General features: G+C 60.5%; 12 protein-coding genes and 2 pseudogenes. 8 read left to right on the forward strand and 6 right to left on the reverse strand.

Annotated elements, in window-relative coordinates; all coding sequences use genetic code 11:
- The first annotated feature begins 163 nt into the window (after positions 1–163).
- Positions 164–646 (forward strand): hypothetical protein, encoded by a 483-nt coding sequence (locus ACSQ3Z_RS34680; RefSeq protein WP_436175681.1) that lies wholly within the window; start codon positions 164–166, stop codon positions 644–646.
- Between the two features lie 138 nt (positions 647–784).
- Here ACSQ3Z_RS34680 and ACSQ3Z_RS34685 read toward each other — a convergent pair whose 3' ends face one another.
- Positions 785–1,975, reverse strand: coding sequence for a hypothetical protein (locus tag ACSQ3Z_RS34685; protein WP_436175627.1), 1,191 nt, complete (start codon positions 1,973–1,975; stop codon positions 785–787).
- 148 nt (positions 1,976–2,123) lie between these two features.
- On the opposite strand from ACSQ3Z_RS34685, the gene ACSQ3Z_RS34690 reads away from it, so the two are divergent.
- The 7 genes from ACSQ3Z_RS34690 (at position 2,124) to ACSQ3Z_RS34720 (ending at position 11,267) form a co-directional block, all read left to right on the forward strand.
- Entirely contained in the window at positions 2,124–3,179 is a 1,056-nt protein-coding gene (locus ACSQ3Z_RS34690; protein WP_436175628.1) for a sugar ABC transporter substrate-binding protein, read from the forward strand.
- Between the two features lie 166 nt (positions 3,180–3,345).
- Entirely contained in the window at positions 3,346–4,902 is a 1,557-nt protein-coding gene (locus ACSQ3Z_RS34695; protein ID WP_436175629.1) for a sugar ABC transporter ATP-binding protein, read from the forward strand.
- Positions 4,895–6,016, forward strand: a complete 1,122-nt coding sequence (locus ACSQ3Z_RS34700; protein ID WP_436175630.1) for a sugar ABC transporter permease — start codon at positions 4,895–4,897, stop codon at positions 6,014–6,016. Before ACSQ3Z_RS34695 ends, ACSQ3Z_RS34700 begins: the two co-directional genes overlap by 8 nt.
- A gap of 82 nt (positions 6,017–6,098) precedes the next feature.
- Positions 6,099–7,169 carry a substrate-binding domain-containing protein gene (locus ACSQ3Z_RS34705; protein WP_436175631.1) on the forward strand — a complete coding sequence of 357 codons (1,071 nt, stop codon included), beginning with the start codon at positions 6,099–6,101 and terminating at the stop codon, positions 7,167–7,169.
- A gap of 50 nt (positions 7,170–7,219) precedes the next feature.
- Positions 7,220–8,203 (forward strand): carbohydrate kinase family protein, encoded by a 984-nt coding sequence (locus ACSQ3Z_RS34710; RefSeq protein ID WP_436175632.1) that lies wholly within the window; start codon positions 7,220–7,222, stop codon positions 8,201–8,203.
- Positions 8,204–8,244: 41 nt separating this feature from the next.
- The gene (locus tag ACSQ3Z_RS34715) at positions 8,245–10,602 is read left to right on the forward strand and encodes a glycoside hydrolase family 65 protein (protein WP_436175633.1); all 2,358 of its coding nucleotides are present in this window, start codon (positions 8,245–8,247) and stop codon (positions 10,600–10,602) included.
- Positions 10,602–11,267: an HAD family hydrolase gene (locus ACSQ3Z_RS34720; protein ID WP_436175634.1), complete on the forward strand. Its 666-nt coding sequence runs from the start codon at positions 10,602–10,604 to the stop codon at positions 11,265–11,267. Before ACSQ3Z_RS34715 ends, ACSQ3Z_RS34720 begins: the two co-directional genes overlap by 1 nt.
- 35 nt (positions 11,268–11,302) lie before the next feature.
- Here ACSQ3Z_RS34720 and ACSQ3Z_RS34725 read toward each other — a convergent pair.
- From ACSQ3Z_RS34725 to ACSQ3Z_RS34745, 5 genes and pseudogenes are all read right to left on the reverse strand, one after another.
- A pseudogene (locus tag ACSQ3Z_RS34725) lies at positions 11,303–11,718 on the reverse strand (IS3 family transposase); the annotation flags it as partial.
- Between the two features lie 188 nt (positions 11,719–11,906).
- Positions 11,907–13,747 (reverse strand): annotated as a pseudogene (locus ACSQ3Z_RS34730) (ABC transporter ATP-binding protein).
- 9 nt (positions 13,748–13,756) lie between these two features.
- On the reverse strand, positions 13,757–14,677 hold the full coding sequence (locus tag ACSQ3Z_RS34735; protein WP_436175635.1) for an ABC transporter permease: 921 nt from the start codon (positions 14,675–14,677) through the stop codon (positions 13,757–13,759).
- Complete coding sequence (locus tag ACSQ3Z_RS34740; protein ID WP_436175636.1) at positions 14,670–15,683, reverse strand: ABC transporter permease; 1,014 nt, start codon at positions 15,681–15,683, stop codon at positions 14,670–14,672. Before ACSQ3Z_RS34740 ends, ACSQ3Z_RS34735 begins: the two co-directional genes overlap by 8 nt.
- Before the next feature lie 79 nt (positions 15,684–15,762).
- On the reverse strand, positions 15,763–17,469 hold the full coding sequence (locus tag ACSQ3Z_RS34745) for a peptide ABC transporter substrate-binding protein (protein WP_436175637.1): 1,707 nt from the start codon (positions 17,467–17,469) through the stop codon (positions 15,763–15,765).
- Between the last annotated feature and the right edge of the window lie 99 nt (positions 17,470–17,568).

Raw genomic sequence — 17,568 nt, forward strand, 5'->3', positions numbered from 1 at the left:
GACGCCAGAGCAGTTCGCCGAGCGTGCGGGCCGGGTCATGGCCGAGCTCAATTATGTACATCCCTTTCGCGAGGGCAACGGACGCACCCAGGAGGCGTTCATTGCCGAGCTTGGCCGTCACTACGGCCATGAGGTTGATTTCACCGTCATCACCAAGCCGCGCATGATCGAGGCCTCGATCGAAACCACGAACGACCCGTCAAGTGCGGCCATGAAACATGTGCTCGAGGACGCGGTGGAGCCGAACCGCCGCGAAGCCCTTCGCGCCGCATATTTCGATCTCGAGGCGCGCGGCGAGAATCCGTTTGAGCACAATGTCCGCACAGCCCGCCCAGGCGAAGAAGTGACCGGGCAGGTGCTCGGGCACGACGACCGTGTCGCCAGCATTGTCACGGACGAGCGGATTGTCGCCGTCGATGGCGCGGACCTGCCCGAACGACTGCCGGCCGACGAAACTGAATTCACCTTCACCGCACGATCGGACTTTTCCCGCCTCGGTCGTGAGCCGCAGGCCATCGAGCCGCCAGCACAGCCCCAACGGTCCGAAGCGACCGGGCCGGACACGCCGGTCGAGCTGAAGGCTATCGAGACCGATATCGCGGCGCAGCGGGCTCGCGAGCGCAATAGCGATGACCATGAACGATAACGTCGCTGGCAGTTTTTTGGAAGGCCCTTGCGGCGCTGAACGTCCAGCAGTCGACGGTGAGGAGAGGCGTCTGGAGCTTGAAATTTGGCCCATGGTCATCGGCAGACACGGAGAAACTACTCGGCTCGTTAGCTCCGATTATCGGAACGCCTCCTCCAAAGCGTTTGCCAGCCCCCAATCGATGATCAGTTCGTTGACCATTTCGAGTCGGACCATCTCAGCGATGATTTCAGCTCGCTCTTTGCCAATCGCTGCGACAACGACACCGGCGCCCCCGCCGCCCTGTCCCGACCGAAGAGCGAGGCGGGAAATATGTTCCTTCGTAATGCCGGTCCACATTGCATTCAGATTGACAACAAGCTGCCGCTCGTCCTCCGATAGGCCTGGTTTGGGTATGAGCACACCTCCGACATCACCAATGATGAGCCGCTTTAACTCGCCTGCAGAAATGTCACCCGCCGAGAGGATTTCTTCCATTGCGCCGCCAAGAGGACGCTCTCCTGATCCGACGCTTGTGACGACCATGTCGATTAGGTTGATCAGAGGGCGCTCGGCTCCAAAGATCTGGCGATAGGAAGCTGTGTCGAGGATGTACTCCCGAATGGCTTTCGTCTTGGCCTCGTCATAGCGCCTTGGAATATAGGCGGGGACGCCTGCGAGACGCAGCTTTTCGCCGTGGCCATGATTGACAACGGCGTTCAAGCGGGTCGCCAGCAATGAAGATGAATAGTCGGGCGCGGCAAGCGTAATGAGCTCGGCCGAGACCGGTACGACGACGATTGGCTGCTCGGCCCGGAAACTCCGGTTAGCGGCGGCCAATCCGTCGATCAGCGAACTGACTGTTCGACCCCATGTGACGCCAATGGAACTACTTTGACGCAACAATTCCTCTAGCCGCCCGGATGCCGAGCGGCCGAAACGCCGGCATCTGATTTCGAACGCACCGGCTGTTGACGATTCGCTGCCGCTATCAAAAACACGAACATTGGGCGTGACACGCCCAGTCTCCGTCCGGATGCGTTCGAAATATGCAACAAGTCCGCGTGGTTGCAGAAGATGTTCGATCTCCCTCATGGCTTCCGACGAAATGTTTCGCTCGTCAAATCTTAGTTCGGTCACAAGCCAGCCGAGCTCGGTCGCATAGGCGAGAAGACGCGATACATGCGATTGCGACACGCCACCCAGAAGCTTGCCGATTTCCTCTTGGGAAAAATTGTGCTGGGCGCGCAGGTAGGCGGCTTGTTGGGCGAGTCTGTCTCGCTCGTTGCCGACCGATTCATCCCTTTCTGTCATCGTGCGTAGCCCCGATTCGAGTGTGGTTCGATGCATGCATATTCCAGCATGTTTATGTTGCATAGTCATTTGTATGGACACATTTGCCGACTTGTCAGTAGTCTCCCCCTTGAGGAGTAACCGGATGTTCCTTCGAGGGTCATGAGACCACGAAGTTCCCGGTTGAATTAAGGGAGGAGACATCATGCGCATCAACAGGCGGAATCTCATCGCGGCCGCGTCGACGACGCTTCTGGCCGCCGGACTTTTGGCGCCCGTCGTCGCCCAGGCTGCCGATATCAAAATCGGTTTCCTGCTCAAAACGATGGAAGAGGAGCGCTACCAGCGCGACAAGGCCGCCTTCATCAAGAAAGCGGAATCGCTTGGCGCGGAAGTGATCTTCGATGCAGCTAATAACGACGAACAGACCCAGCTCGCCAAGTTCGAGAACATGATCTCGAAGGGCGCCCAGGTGATCGTCATGCAGCCGGTTAACACCGGCACCGCCGGCTCGATGGTCTCGATGGCGAACGCTGAGGGTGTCAAAGTCGTCGGCTACGACTCCATGCTGGTCAACGGGCCACTCGATGCGATGGTCATGCAGGACTCCTGGGCGGTCGGCAAGCTGCAGGGCGAGGCCATGGTCGAATGGCTGAAAGCCCACAAGGGCGGCAAGGTCGAAGGCAAGGTCGCGCTGATCGAAGGTCAACCCGGCGACTCTAACGCCATTGCCATGTCGAGCGGCGCGCTCGAAATCGTCAAGGCAAATCCTGGTCTCGAACTGGTGACCGAGCAAGCGCATGAAGGCTGGTCGTCGGAGAAGGCCATGGCCACGACCGAGAACGTCCTGACCAAATACGGCAATGGCGTCGATGCCTTCATTTGCAACAACTCAGGCATGGCGCGCGGTGTCATTGCCGCGCTCGACGCCCAGCAGCTCGCCAGCGCCGACAAGGTGTTCGTCGCCGGCTCCGATGCCGACCTGGTCAACATACAGTTCGTCGCCCAGGGCAAGCAGGCGGTCGAGATCTGGAAGAAGATCGATCCGCTGGCGGAAACCGCCGCCCAGGTCGCGTTCGATCTCGCCAGCAACCCTGACAAGCCGGCCTCCGAAGTGGTCAAGGCTGACCGTATGGTCAACAATGGTCAGGTCGATGTGCCGACCATCGTTACGCCGGTCGTCCTGGTCGACAAGGCCAATGTCGACTCAACCGTGATCGACGGCGGCTTCTACACCAAGGAACAGGTCTACGGGAAATAGCCCGATTGGCCGCCGCGCCCCAAGGCCGGCGGCCTCCCTGACGCACAAAGCCTTCCGTCAGCACGGGAGGCTGCATTGAAAAGCGATTTCCGCGAGCTCGACCCTTTGCCCGACGCGACGGAACGCGTCGGCGGCGATGCTGTGCGGAAAGAAGGGATCGATAGCGATGGCGAACGAAATCGTTCTGAAGATGGTGGATATCACCAAGGAGTTTCCTGGCGTCAAGGCGCTCAGCCACGTCAATTTCGAGGCGAGGGCGGGCGAGCTTCTGGCGCTGATGGGCGAAAATGGCGCCGGCAAGTCGACGCTGATGAAGGTGCTGTCCGGGGTCTGGCCCTATCCGACCTACAGCGGCGACATCTTCGTCAATGGCGAGAAGAAACAGTTCGCCAACACCAGGCAGGCGGAGGACGCCGGCATCGCCATCATCTACCAGGAGCTCAATCTCATCCCCGAGATGACGGTGGCGGAGAACATCTTCCTTGACCGCCAGTTCACCGACGCGCTGGGCAGGATCGACTGGATCAAGCTCAACCATGAGACCAAGAAGCTGCTGGAAGAACTGGGCATCCGCGACTTCGCGCCGACCGACAAGGTTTCCTCCATCACCGTCGGCAAGCAGCAGATGGTCGAGATCGCCAAGGCGCTGTCGAAGAAGGCACGCATCCTGGTGCTCGACGAGCCGACCTCGGCGCTGACGGAAAAGGAAGTGGCGGACCTCTTCCGCATCATCCGCAAGCTCAAGGCCGACGGGGTGTGCATGTGCTACATCTCGCACAAAATGGAGGAAATCCAGCAGATCGCCGACCAGATCGTCGTTCTGCGCGATGGCCAGACCATCGGGGATGTCACGCCGATCGCCGACATCACGCTCGACCAGATCATTTCGCGCATGGTCGGCCGCGACATCAAGGACATGTTCCCCAAGCGTGTCGCCAAACGTGGCCGCAAGATCCTCGAGGTCAAGGATATCGAGGTGGATCATCCGACCATCCCTGGCGAGAAGCGGGTCAAGAAATCGTCTTTTGTTGCCTATGAGGGCGAGATTCTCGGCATATCGGGCCTGATGGGCGCCGGTCGCACGGAACTGGTGGGCGGCATCTTCGGTGCCTATCCGGGCCAGTCGCGGGGCGAAGTCTGGCTCGACGGCAAGAAGCTCAATATCAAATCCCCCCGGGACGCGATCGACAGCGGGATCGCGCTCTTGACCGAGGACCGCAAGGCGCTCGGTCTCTTTCTCTCCGAGCCAATAACCTTCAACACCACGATCAGTTCGCTTCACACCATCTCGAGCAAGCTGCTCGGCGTCATCAACCATGCCCAGGAGCGCCAGCTCGTCACCGACTACGTCAAGCAGCTCGGCGTCAAGACGCCGACTATCGGCACGGTGATCGGGACGCTGTCCGGCGGCAACCAGCAGAAGGTGATCCTCGGCAAGTGGCTGAACGCCAAGCCGAAGGTGTTCATCCTCGACGAACCGACACGTGGCATCGATATCGGCGCCAAGGTGGAAATCTACAAACTGTTGAACAGCCTCGTCGAACAGGGCGTGGCGGTCATCGTCATCTCGTCGGAACTGCCGGAAGTGCTCGGCCTCAGCGACCGCATCCTGGTCATGGCGGAGGGCAGAATCGTGTCCGAGTTCAACCGAGATACCGCGACCAAGGAAACGATCATGGAATACGCGACCGGAAGCGCCAAGGGGGGTAAGGGTCATGAATAAGAACGCCGTTCTCAATTTCATCAAGAACAACGCGACCCTCATCGCGCTGCTCGTGCTGGTCATCGGCCTTTCCTTTGCCGACGATTCCTTCTTTACCGCCCGAAACCTCTCGAACCTGGCCCGGCAGGTGACGATCATAGGCATCATCGCCGTCGGCATGACCATGGTTATCCTGATCGCCGGCATCGATCTGTCAGTCGGTTCCGTGGCCGGCCTTTCAGCGATCGTGGTCACGACGCTGATGCAGAACGACATCAATGTCTGGATATCTATCGTCCTTACCCTGGCTGTGGTCGGCGGGCTGATCGGCGCCTGGAACGGCTTCTGGATTGCCCACTACAAGATACCACCTTTCATCATAACGCTCGGCATGCTGACCATCGCGCGCGGCTTGGCGCTGACCATCTCCGACGGCAGTTCCGTGCCGGTCACCGACAAGATGTTTCCGCAGATCGGCGGCGCCTACATCCCGCCAATGGCCTCGACGGTCATCATCGTCGCCATATTCGCGCTGATGCTCTACACGACCTTCCGCGGCGCCGCGCGGGCAAGAAAGGTCGGGGCTGAGATCGATACGATCCAGATCGTCTCCAACCTCGTCATTTCTGGCGCTGGCCTGGCGCTCGCTCTGTATGTGTTCGGCAGCTATGACGGCATTCCGGTTCCGGTGGCGATCTTCGCCGTTATCGCAGCCGCTGGTATCTACATCCTCGGCCAGACCCGCTTCGGCCGGCGCCTCTATGCGCTTGGCGGCAATGAAGACGCGGCCAGGCTGTCCGGCATCGACGTCTACAAGACCAAGCTGATCGTCTACATAACCGTCTCGGTGCTGTCGGCGCTTGCCGGCATCCTGCTCGCCTCCCGCCTCAACGGCGCCTCGCCAAATCTCGGCACCATGTTCGAACTGGACGCCATCGCCTCGGTCGTCATCGGCGGCACCAGCCTCGCCGGCGGTTCGGGCACGATCGGCGGCACCGTCATCGGCGCGCTCATTATCGGCGTGCTCAACAACGGCATGAGCCTGCTCGGCGTGTCGACCTTCTACCAGCTCATCATCAAGGGCTTCATCATCATCCTCGCCGTCTGGTTCGACGTCTTGCAGAAGCGCAAGTGACCGAACCGGCCTGCCGCGGGCGCTGACTCCCTGCGTCCGCGGCAGGGCACCACAGATGCCCGAACGATCTGGAGGAAAAGCCATGAAACCTGCTTCAGAAACGCAATCCATGACGATCTTGTGGCGAATCGCGGCCGTTATCTTCGTTCTGGCCATTACGGCGGCGGCTGTAATGGCCCAGGATGTGAAGCCGAAGGTCGCCTTTCTTCTGAAAACCATGCAGGAGGAGCGCTACGAAACCGACCGCAAGCTGTTCACGCAGCATGCCGAGCAGCTCGGCGCCGACGTGATTTTCGATTCCGCCAACAACGACGAGGAGCTCCAGCTCAGCCAGTTCGAGAAGATACTCGATGGCGGTATCGACGTCATTGTCTTCCAGCCGGTCAACACCGGTACGGCCGGCGCGCTGGTTGCGATGGCCAACCAACGCGGCGTGCGCGTCGTCGGTTACGATTCCATGCTGACCGGCGGCCCGCTCGACGTCATGGTGATGCAGGACAGCTGGGCGGTGGGCAAGCTGCAGGGCGAGGCGATGGTCGAGTGGCTGAAAGCGCACAAGGGCGGCAAGGCCGAAGGCAACGTCGCCCTCATCATGGGCCAGCCGGGCGATTCAAACGCCCAGGCGCTGTCGAGCGGCGTGCTGCAGGTCATTGCGCAGAATCCGGGATTGCACCTTGTCGCCCAGCGCTCGCATGAAGGCTGGTCGCCGGACGCCGCGCGCGAGACCGCCGAGGCGCTGCTGGTCAAATACGACAACAAAATAGACGCCTTCATCTGCAACAACAGCGGCATGGCTTATGGCGTCATGGGTGCGTTGCAGGCTGAAAAGCTGGCTGACGGCTCGAAGGTGTTTGTCGCCGGGGCCGATGCCGATTTGAGAAACGTCCGGCTGGTGGCCGAAGGCAAGCAAAGCATTGACGTGTGGAAGAAAATCGAGCCGCTGGCCAACCGCGCCGCCGAGGTGGCCATCGCGCTCGCCAAAAACAAAGACAAGCCGGTCACCGAACTCGTCACAGGATTCACGCTTCGCAACAATGGTGCCGTCGACGTGCCGACGATCGTCACCCCGGTCGTGGTCATCACCAAGGACACAATCGACTCATCGCTGATTGCAGAAGGTGCCTTCACGCGCGAGCAGATTTACTCTCAATAGCCGCCGCAAGCGGCATCGACTTATCGCGCGCAATCGTTTGGTGAGGGGCCATGGCTGAGACTTTCAAGGTGGCGGTGCTGGGTCCGATCCCGCGCGACCGCATCACGACCTACCAGAACGAGAGGTTCGAGAAGTATGGTTGCGCGCTCTATACTGTGGCTGCGCTTTCGGCACTGCTCGGCGACGCGGGCGACGTTTTCCCGATCTGCCATGTGCGCCAACGCGACGAAAAGCCTATCAGGGAAATCCTGTCCCAATTCACCAATGTCGACGTCTCGGGCATCACCTCGAAACTCGACCAGGGCGACGTGGTGCAGCTCGACTATGTCGACCAGAACAAGCGCATTGAGCGGCAGACCGGCTTCATGGATCCGATCTTGCCGGAAGATATCGACAGCGTGCTCGATGCCGATGCGTTCGTCTGCGTTCCGATCACCGACTACGAAGTTAGCCGCGCGACGCTGAAATACATCAAGGACAATAGCCGCGGCATCGTGCTTCTTGACGCTCACGGCCCGACCAACACGCTCACTCGGAAGGGCGAACGCTTCCATCGCTTCTGGGTCGAACGCGATAGCTGGCTACCTTACATCGACATTCTGAAGATGAATCTTGAGGAGGCCGGTTGCAGCTGGTTCGCGTCCGAATACGAGGCGGCCGAGCTCGAAAATGTCGGTCAGCTTGCCATGGACGAACTGCCCAGATTCGCGCAGCACTGCCTTGACCGCGGCGTCAAGGCGCTGTGTGTGACCCTCGACCAGCACGGTTGCGTCGTCTACTTCAAGGATGCTTCCGGCAAGATTCGAGAACATGTCGTCAAGCGCGTACCGGTCGATCACGTCGTCGACACAACCGGGTGCGGCGATTCCTTCGCCGGCGGAATGGCATTTGGCTATTTGAAGCATCGCGACTTCATCAAGGCCTGCCAGTACGGCAACGCCATGGGCGCGCAGCGCTGCGTCGGTTCGCAACTCGCCATCTATAAATCCCTCGAAGAGACCGACCGTCAGATCTTGGACGCCTACGGTTTCTGAGAGCGGACAACCTTCAACTTCCTTCGCTTTTGGAGTAGACGATGCGTGACCAATTGAATGCGGGCGAGTGGCTTGTCGAGGAAGAGGGGTTCGATATCGGCAAGGCCAATGTCTTCGAGACGCTGTTCACACTCGGCAACGGCTATCTCGGAACGCGCGGCACGCTGGAGGAAGGCTTCAAGGGCGAGGTTTCCGGCACCTATCTCAACGGTGTCTTCGACGCGCATGATTCGCCGGTCATCGATCTGGTCAACGCGCCGGACTGGCTGGCATTCGCGGTGCAAGTGGACGGCATCCGTCTCGACGTGCAGTCCTGCAAGGTTGTTGATCACAACCGCGCACTCGACATGCGCCAGGGCGCCCTGTGGCGCAGCACTGTGTTTGAAGACGGACATGGCCGCCGCACGCGGATCGAAACGTTGCGCTTCGCGTCGCTCGACGACCAGCACTTTTGCGGGCTGAGAGTTGAGATCACGCCCGAAAACCACGACGCGCCGATCATCGTGGAAAGCGCGCTCGACGGCCGGCGTTTCAATCTGGAACGCATGCCGGCCTATGTCGGCAAGCCAGAGTTCCATCCGGAAGTGAAGTGGGAGAAATGGGCCAAGTCGAAGCATCTGGACGAAGTGACCAAGGATCACTCGCCCGAGGCCATCTATCTCGAGATGCGCACCATCGATACAGGCATCACGATCGGTTACGCCGCGTCTACAGTTTCATCGTTGGCGCCGCGCCAACGGACCGTTCACCAGAGCTACGAACGGATCGGGGAGCAACTGGAGTTTGCACTCGGCATTGGCGAGACGGTGCGGCTAGACAAGCTGGTGACCATCTACAAGTCGCGCGATTCTACCAATGGAAGGGTAAGCACGCGCTGCCTTGAAGCGCTGGCTGCGCACCGCGCATCTGGCTTCGACGTCGCCTTCGAACTGCACCGTGCAGCGTGGCTCAGGAAATGGGCCGATTGTGATTGCGTGATCCTTGGCGATGCGGAGGCCAACAACGCCGTGCGTTTCAACATTTACCATCTGCTGATTGCAGCCAACGAAGGCGATCCAACTGTCAACGTCGGCGCAAAGTCCTTGTCGGGCGAGGGGTATCGAGGTCACATCTTTTGGGACACTGAGATATTCATGCTACCCTTCTTCCTCTACACGCAGCCGGCTACGGCCAAGGCACTAATGCTCTATCGCTATCATACGTTGAAGGGCGCACGTGAGAACGCCCTGCGGAACGAATTCAGCGGTGCTCAGTTCCCTTGGGAGTCGGCCGATACTGGACTGGAGACCACGCCGAAATGGACACCTGACGGCGTGCACCGCATTTGGATGGGGGAAGAGGAAATCCATGTCACGGCAGACGTGGCTTACGGGTTGCTGACTTATGTGGCCGCAACCGGAGATATGGAATTCATGCTCGATTTCGGCGCCGAGATCCTGTTCGAGACCAGCCGCTTCTGGGTTGAACGGCTAGAGTATGTGGAGATGCGTGACCAGTATGTGTTGACTCGCGTCATGGGCCCTGACGAATTCCACGAGCACGTTGACAACAACGCGTTTACGAACCGCATGGCGCAATGGCACCTGGTACAGGCGGCGCGGGTGCATGCCGAATTGGCACGGCATCATTCGAGGGCGCTCATAAAGATTGCTGGCAAGATCGGGCTTCATCCAGATGAAGTCGAGCGCTGGCGGGAAATTGCCGACAAGATACTGATCCCCTTCGACGCCGACCGCGGTCTGATCGAACAGTTCGAAGGCTATTTCCAGCTCAAGGAGGTGCCGGTCACCGAATGGGACCAGAACGGTATGCCTTGCTATCCACAGGGCTACCATCACTTCAACGCCGGCGAGACGACGCTGCTCAAGCAGCCGGACGTTATCATGTTGATGTACGTCTTGTCCGACGAGTTTGATGCTGCGGTCAAGAAGGTCAACTACGACTTCTACGAGCCGCGCACCCTGCACAAGTCCTCGTTGAGCCCCGCAATCCATTCGATCATGGGCATCGAAGTTGGCGATCCGGGCCAGGCGCTGCAATACTTTCACCGGACCGCATTCGTCGACCTTACCAACAATCAGGGAAACACCCACGAGGGCATCCATATCGCCGCCGCCGCCGGAGCTTGGCAGATACTGGTCTTTGGATTCGGCGGTTTCCGTGTCATGCACGGAAAGATGACGTTCAGGCCATGGCTGCCACAACAATGGCAGGAACTGCGTTTCCGGCTCAAGTGGCACGGCAATACGGTCGATGCGAAGATAAGACACGGCGAAGTCTCCTTCCAATTGCAGGCACCTGACGGTGCAAACGAGACCATCGTGGTGTTCAACGAGGCGGTTGCGCTCGCTGCAAACAAAGAGACTTTCGTCCGCTTCCCGGCCATGGCAGTTGCCTGATGAGCTTGCGAGGGATTATTCTCGACCTCGACGGTGTCATCGTCGACACGGTGCCGGCACATTATGCCGCTTGGCAGCGGCTGTTCGCCGAGGAAGGCTACCACTTCGACGAGCAGGTCTATCACGACAAGGTCGATGGCCGGCGCCGGGAAGATGGTGTGCGGGGGGTCATGCAGAATGCGGACGCCGAACGGATCCACGCCGCTGCGGAACGAAAGGACAGCTACTTCATAGACCTGATCAATCAGGGCGGGTTTCAAGTTTTCGAGAGCTCAGTGACGTTCATGAAGATCTGCCGCGCAGCAGGCATTCGTCTTGCCACCGCGTCCAGCAGCAAGAACGTCCGCTACATTCTCGAGAAGGTCGGCATCATAGACATGTTCTCTGCAGTCGTCGGGGGTGACGACGTCGAGCACGGCAAACCCGATCCTCGCATATTCCTGACTGCCGCTGCGCGAATCCACCTCGATGCGAAGAGTTGTCTGGTGATCGAGGACGCGAGTTCTGGCGTCCAAGCCGCCAAGGCAGGAGGCTTTTTCTGCCTTGGCATCGATCGAACCAACCGGCCATGGCGTTTATCAGGGGCGGATATGATCGTCAGAGACCTGAGTGAGGTTGATCCGCAGGAGCTTATTCAAATTTTCGAGCGAGACGCGAGACGATAGGCATTTGGCCTGCTGCCGGTTCAGTGGACAGGCACTTAAGCGAACATCGCTATCTCCTCGAACTCAACTGGGCTGAGATAGCCCAGTTGAGTGACGCCGCTTGGGATTGTAGAAGCGCTCGATGTAGTCGAACACGTCCGCCCTGGCTGCATCCCTCGTCCTGTAGACCTTGCGGGCCGTCCGCTCGGTTTTTGAGCGACGAGAAGAAGCTCTCCATCGCCGCATTGTCCCAGACGTTGCCGGACCTGCTCATCGAGCAGGTGGTGCCATGGTCGGCCATCAGCCGCGGGAACTGCGCGCTGCCCTGATCGGAATGATGCAGCAGACTGTCGGGCTTGCCTCTCCTCCAGATCGCCATGATGAGGGCGTCGGTGACGAGCTGGGCCGTCATCTCGGCCTTCATTGACCAGCCGACGACGCGGCGCGAGAACAGGTCGACTACTGCGGCGACGTGCTTCGAGACGAATTTCCATTCAGATGGCCACCATCAGCGAATCGGTGGTTGCGCCTCTCTGCAACCAACATACTTTCCTACGCCTCTGCGTCGTTGCTTTCGACGATGTGACGAGGCGAGCAGAGCAGAGCAGAGGGCCGGCGATGCTGCATCGCCGGCCCTCTCGATTGTGCCTCCCGCAGTACCTATGCGACTTCCTGGACAAGATGGCCGGGGCCGACCTCGCGGTAGACGCGTTTTGGCGGAATGTAGCCGGACGGACGGATAGGGCTTTTGATCTCGTCGACCGATAGCGCGCGCCGCAACCCACGCCGTGCCGGATCCGGTACGGGAACCGCCGTCATCAGCTTCTTCGTGTATGGATGCTGGGGCGAGTTCAACACGGAATCGCGTGGACCTATCTCGACTATCTCGCCAAGGTACATGACGGCTACGCGGTGGCTCACCCGTTCGACCACCGCCATATCGTGAGATATGAAAAGAAAGGCCAGCTTCAGGCTTTGCTGCAGGTCCATCAGCAGGTTGCAGACCTGCGCCTTGATCGACACGTCCAACGCGGAAACAGACTCGTCGGCGATGATCATCTTGGGATCGAGTATCAATGCCCGCGCCACGCAGACGCGTTGCCGCTGTCCGCCCGAAAATTCGTGCGGGTAGCGCCGCATCATGTCGGCCGACAGTCCGACCCGTTCCAAGAGCGCCGCTGCCTTGTCGGCTGCCTCCGACTTCGAGCCCAGGCCATGCTCCAGGAACGGCTCCATGACGGCGTTGCCGACGTTCATCCGCGGGTTGAGGCTCGCGAACGGATCTTGAAACACCATCTGCACGGACCTGCGCATCCGCCGCAGGCTCGAATGGCCAAGCGCAAGCACATCCTGCCCGTCCAGCGTGACGGAGCCGCTGGTTGGTTCCGTCAGCCGGATCACCGACCGGCCCGTCGTGGATTTCCCGCAGCCGGACTCGCCGACCAGCGACAGCGTCTCGCCTTGCAAAAGGTCAAACGACACGTCCTCGACGGCGTGGACCGCACCGACCTTCTTGCGGAACAGTCCGGATCGGATGTCGAAGCGGGTCGTCAGGTTCCGCACGGTGAGCAGCGGCGTCTTGGAATGGTCGACGGTTCCAGATACTTCCGCATCCGGGCCGGCCACGCCGGTCGCAATGTTGATGATCGGAAATTTTCGCGGCAGGGGAGCACCTTCATGGAACCCAGTGTCGGCACTGCCGAAATCAGCGCCCGCGTATACGGATGCTGGCCGCGATGGAAAATCTGCTCAGTCGTTCCCGTCTCGACGCAGTCGCCGCGGAACATGACGATGGTGCGGTCGGAGATTTCCGCGACGACCCCCATGTCGTGGGTGATGAACAGGACGGACATGCCGTCCTCGTCCTGAAGGTTCTTAATCAGGTCGAGGATCTGCCCCTGGATCGTCACGTCGAGCGCCGTCGTCGGCTCGTCGGCGATCAGGAGTTTCGGCCTGCCGGCCAGCGCCATTGCGATCATCACCCTCTGGCGCATTCCCCCCGAGAACTGATGCGGATACTCGTCGTAGCGCGATTTCGCGTTCGGGATGCGGACCTTGTCGAGCAACCGGAGCGTCTCAGCCTTCGCGGCCTCGTTCGAGACTTTGTTGTGGCACGTTATCGCCTCCGAAATCTGCATGCCGATGGGAAGGATCGGATTGAGGCTGGTCATCGGCTCCTGGAAGATCATCGCGATCTCCTTGCCGCGTACTTCGCGCATGCGTTCCTCGGGCAACGACAGGAGGTCGCGTCCGCCCATCAGAACGCGCCCGGTGACCTGGCTCGTGGTCTGGGGCAGCAGGCGCATGAGGGAGAAGGCGGTGACGCTCTTGCCCGAGCCCGACTCGCCAACGATGGCGACCGTCTCGCGCGGGGCGACTTCGAAACTGAGGTTTCGCACCACTCTCCGCCATTCATCTCCGGAGCGAAACGCCGTGCTGAGATTCTCGACCTTCAGCACCGGAGTGTCGGCGGAGACATTCACTTGATTGGACCGTGTCATAGCCATTTCTCAACTCCTGTGTGCGCGCGGGTCCATCGCGTCGCGAACCGCGTCGCCGATGTAGTTAACGCTCAAGACCGTCAGCGAGATCGCCAGACCCGGCCATATGACGCGCGACGGGGTCAGTTGAATGAAGTTGGTGCCGTCGTATAGAAGGCGTCCCCAGGTGGGAAAATCCGACGGGAAACCAAGGCCGAGGAAGCTCAGCGCCGACTCGGCGACAATAGCCGTCGCGATCCCAAGCGTAGCCGACACCATGATCGCATTGGCCACGTTCGGCAGGATGTGCCGCCGGAGGATGTTGATTTCGCGCGTGCCGCCGCTCTTGGCGGCCAGAATGAACTCCTGGTTCTTGATCGACAGCACCGCGCCGCGCACGATGCGGGCCGCATGCATCCAACTCGTGATGCCCATGGCGACGACGAGCAGGATGAATATGCCCGCCGAAGGGCCGAAGGCTGCCCTCAGCGTATCGCGGAACAACATGATCATGACGAGCAGCAGCGGCAGGACGGGGAGGGCGAGGAAGAGATCGGTCACGCGCATCAGCAGGTTCTCGAACCGGCGGAAATAGCCCGAGACAAGACCGACCGTGGTGCCGACGAGTATGGACAGGAACATCGCCGTGAAGCCGACGGCGAGGGTCACGCGCCCGCCCGTCAGCAATTGGGCGAGCGTATCGCGGCCCAGATTGTCCGTGCCGAGCAGATGCGCCAGCGACGGCCCCTGGTTCTTGCTGCGCACATCTAGGGTGGCGGGATCGATCCAGTAGACCAGCGGTCCGACAGCGACCGCAAGCACGATGAACAGGAAGACGCACAGGCCGACGACTGCGGCCTTGTGGCGGCGGAACCGGACCCAGAATTCGCCGAACCGTGACGGCGACTGTTCGGCGGGGACGGCTGCGGTTGCGATGACGGTGTCAGTCATAACGGATCCTCGGGTCAAGCACGCCGTAGAGCACATCGGCAATCAGGTTGAAGAGCACGATCAGGAAGGCGAAGATGAAGGTCAGCGTCTGCACGAGCGGCGTATCGCTGCCCTCGATGCCGGTGATGAGAAGCTGTCCCAGCCCGTTCACGCGGAAGATCTGCTCGGTGATGATGGCGCCGGCGAAGATCGTGGGGATGCCGAGCGCGATGACCGTGACGACAGGAATAAGGCTGTTGCGCAGGACATGCGTAAGCAGCACGGTCCGTTCCGGAACACCCTTGGCGCGCGCGGTGCGCACATAGTCGAGATTGAGGTTCTCCAGCATCGAGGCGCGCACGAAGCGGGAAATCTGCGCCGTGTTGTAGAGTGTCAGCACCGCGACGGGCATCGCCATCTGCTTGACCTGCTGCAGGAAGCTTGACCAGTCGGTCACCTGGAGGCTGGTATCGTAGACGGAAGGCAGCCATTGCAGCTTGATGCTGAAGATGACGATCAGCACGAGGCCGGTGAAGAAGGTCGGGACCGAGAAGCCGACCATGCAGACGAACGAGCCGATCTGGTCGAAAAGCGAATATTGGCGATAAGCCGAGAGCACGCCGATCGGGATCGCCAGCAGGACCGCGAACAGATAGGACAGCCCGACGACCTTCAGGGTCTGCGGCAGGCGCTCGACGATCAGGTCGACGACCGGGCTGCGTGTGACGTAGGAGGTGATGCGAAGCCGCGAGCCGGCGTCGCCCACCTGAAGGCCGGTCAGCCGCTCGAGCAGGTTCAGCGGTTCGTTGACGCCGAACTGGTAGAGCCATTTGAAGTAGCGGATGATGAAAGGCTGATCGAGGCCGAGAGACACCCTGATCTGCTCGCGCACCTCCGGCGGGATGGAGAGCGGCAGGTTCGCCGTCGGATCCCCGGGCGCCAGGTCAAGCAGCGCGAAAATGATGAAACTGATGACAAGAAGCGTCGGAATCGCGAACAACGTCCGTCGCAGGATAAAAACTAGCATTGGCCCCTCCCGGTGTTGAGAGTCTGGATATTGAAGTCGGACGGGCCGGATGTTTGCCGGCCCCGTCCGTGCTCGGCGGCTACTTCTTGCGGGACCAGTCGGCCACGTTCCAGAGCTGGGAATCCCAAGCGTTCATGCGCACGCCTTCCAGCGTGTTCGACCGCGCCGAGACGTCGCCCCGGTGGATCAGCGGAATGAGTGCGCCGTCGTTGGAGAGCTTCGAATTGAGCAGGCGGCTCAATTCCGCCCGCTTTTCCGCGTCCACGGTCGTCGCCAGGGCGTCGACGAGCTTGTCGTAGTCGGCGTCGCAGTAGCGCGGGATATTCTTGCCCTTCCAGCCGGTCGCCGGGCCGGGAATATCGCTGCACCTCCAGCCAGCGAAATATTGCTCCGGATCGATGCCTTCGTAATTGTTGGCATACATCTGGACGTCCGAGTAGAACTTCGGGAAGGTGTCCGGGCTCGATGGATCGTTTCCGAAGAACACCGCCGGCGCGACGTTGCGCAGTTCCGCCTCGACGCCGATCTGGACCCACATATCCTTGACCAGTGCCTGGACGGCCTGGCGGACGGAGTTAGTCGAGGACTGATAGAGGACCGACAGGCGCACGCCGTCCTTCTCCCGAATGCCGTCGCCGCCTTTCGCCCAGCCGGCTTCATCGAGCAATTTGTTCGCGCCGGCGACGTCAGCCGTCTTGCACCACTCGACATCTTCCGGAACGTAGGCCGCCGGAGCCGGGACGATCGCACAAGCCGGCCTACCGGATATGCCATAGCCGATCTCGACCAGCAGATCGCGGTCGATCACCATGGACAGGGCGCGCCACACCGCCGGGTCCTTGAGGAACGGGTGCGGGCCGGCCTCCTTTGTCGAACGTTTGTCGCCGAGCGAGGGATCAACTGCATAGGCGTTGAGTTCGATGCGCTCAACCAGCGACCCGAAGGCGCTAACGACCGTGCCCTTGCCGCCTGCCTGCATCTGATCGAGCAGTTCCGGCTCGAGCAGCAGGTTCCAGGCGTAGTCGTATTCGCCGGTTTCGAGCACGGCGCGTCCGGCCGCCGCAGCGTCGCCGCCGCCCTTGATGACGGCGGTGGCGAAAGCCGGCTTCGTCGGGTCTCGGTAATGGGGGTTGGCTTCATACGCAACGGAATCGTTCGCCTTGAAATCAGTCACCCGGAACGGGCCGGTGCCAATGGGCTTGAAGTTGGCATCGGTGCATTCGGGCGCCTTGGCGCCGAGGCAGTCCTTGAACTGCGCGGCCTGGATGACGGGCGACTGGGAGCCGACGAACGCGACATAGGGATAGGGCTTTGGAACGCTGAACGATATTTTCACCGTCAGCGGATCGACGGGTTCGACGTCTGTCACGTCAGCGAATTTCGCCATCGCCTGGCAGCCGCCACCCGGCGCAAGACAGTATTTCCAGGTGAAGACGACGTCCTGGGCGGTGAAATCGGTGCCGTCCGACCACTTGACGCCCGGTTTGAGCTTCCATGTGATCGATTTGAGGTCGGCCGCGATGCCCCCGTTCTCAACGGTGGGGACCTCGCTTGCAAGACTCGGCACGATCTTGCCGGTCTCGTCGAAATGCGCGAGCGGTTCGATTACCATGGACGAAGCGTGAACATCCTTGGTTCCGCCCGACAGATACGGGTTGAGGATCGAGACGGCCTGCCAGTACAGAATGCCGAGATTGCCGTCCGCTCCTCGCTCCGCGTGTGCGCTGGTGGCCACGGCCGCAAGCACGATTGCCGTGCTGGCCAATAGATTTCGACGGATCATCATCCGGTCCTTCCCATTGTTTCAGTTCCAATTGAGCCTGTTCGGCTCGTTCCCAATCGGCCGTGATTTTGGGGCAGACAACTACGCACGGCGTTTTTGTGT

Source organism: Mesorhizobium sp. LjNodule214, from assembly GCF_964252735.1.
In the GTDB taxonomy this organism is placed as follows: domain Bacteria; phylum Pseudomonadota; class Alphaproteobacteria; order Rhizobiales; family Rhizobiaceae; genus Mesorhizobium.